Source organism: Halorubrum sp. AJ67, assembly GCF_000513435.1.
The window spans coordinates 337118-338027 of the sequence record NZ_CBVY010000002.1 but is presented as its reverse complement, the minus strand read 5'-3'; the positions used below and the strand labels follow the sequence as shown (position 1 = coordinate 338027).

General features: G+C 69.7%; 1 pseudogene. It reads right to left on the bottom strand.

Features of this window, described 5'->3' with window-relative positions:
* Positions 1-328 precede the first annotated feature (328 nt).
* Positions 329-910: pseudogene (locus tag BN903_RS03395) on the bottom strand (hypothetical protein); the annotation flags it as partial.

Genomic DNA, 910 nt, shown 5'->3' with positions numbered 1-910 from the left:
GCCTGCGAGCGGCCGCCACCGGCGGCCGCGAAGCAGCGCCGCGCGAGGGAGTCGGCGGCGACCAACGGGAGCCGCCGACGAGGCTGGGGAGGCGTGAGGTGCTGTCGCTGTGCGGGGCGGGGCGGGACTCGAAGGGGCAGCCGGGAGGCGGACAGAGGCGACGCAAGCACCGCAGGAGCGAGTGAAACGAGCGACGAGGAGCGCAGCGAGCGTCTGTCCGCCTCCCGGCTGGGGCTTCGGTGGTGTTCGTGTCGATCGCTCGTTTATAAACAAAAACAGCATCGTACAGCCGAGCGGTCGAGGCGTCGACTCAGTCCGAACGGATATATCAGCGCGATCGACCCATCTCGCTCTCGATCCGGCGGCGGAGCGCATCTAAGCGGTCGCCGACCGCGGCGACGGCCGCGAGGACCGGATACGTCACGTCGAGGTCCTGATAGCAGTACACGGGCAAATCGAGATCGTCGCCCAGCGCAAGGCGGCGCTCGTGGTCCGCGAGCACGCGCTGACGGCGGGCCGCGATCCGGTCGCAGTCCTCGCGGAGCGCCTCGGTCCGGGTCCGGCAAGCGTCGAGCGCGCCGAAGTCCGCGGTCCCCTTCTTCCCCTCGTCGTCGCCAGCGGTCGCTCTATCGCCCTCCCCGCCGCCGAGTTCGCCCTCGATCGCCTCGATCTCCGTGCGGATCGGATCGAGACGGGACCGCGCGCGCTCGACCGACTCGATCTCCGACTCCAGCGCGTCGAGGAACGCCTCACGCTCTTGGACCGCGGTCTCGGCCGCGCTCAGCAGCGAGCGCTTGTACTCCTCGTGAAAGCAGTTCGTGCGGGTGAGCGCGTACGCGAGTTCGGGACCGAACTCTTCGGCCACGCTCCGCTCGTAGGTGTCGTCGTACTCCGCCTCGTAGTGCGGGAC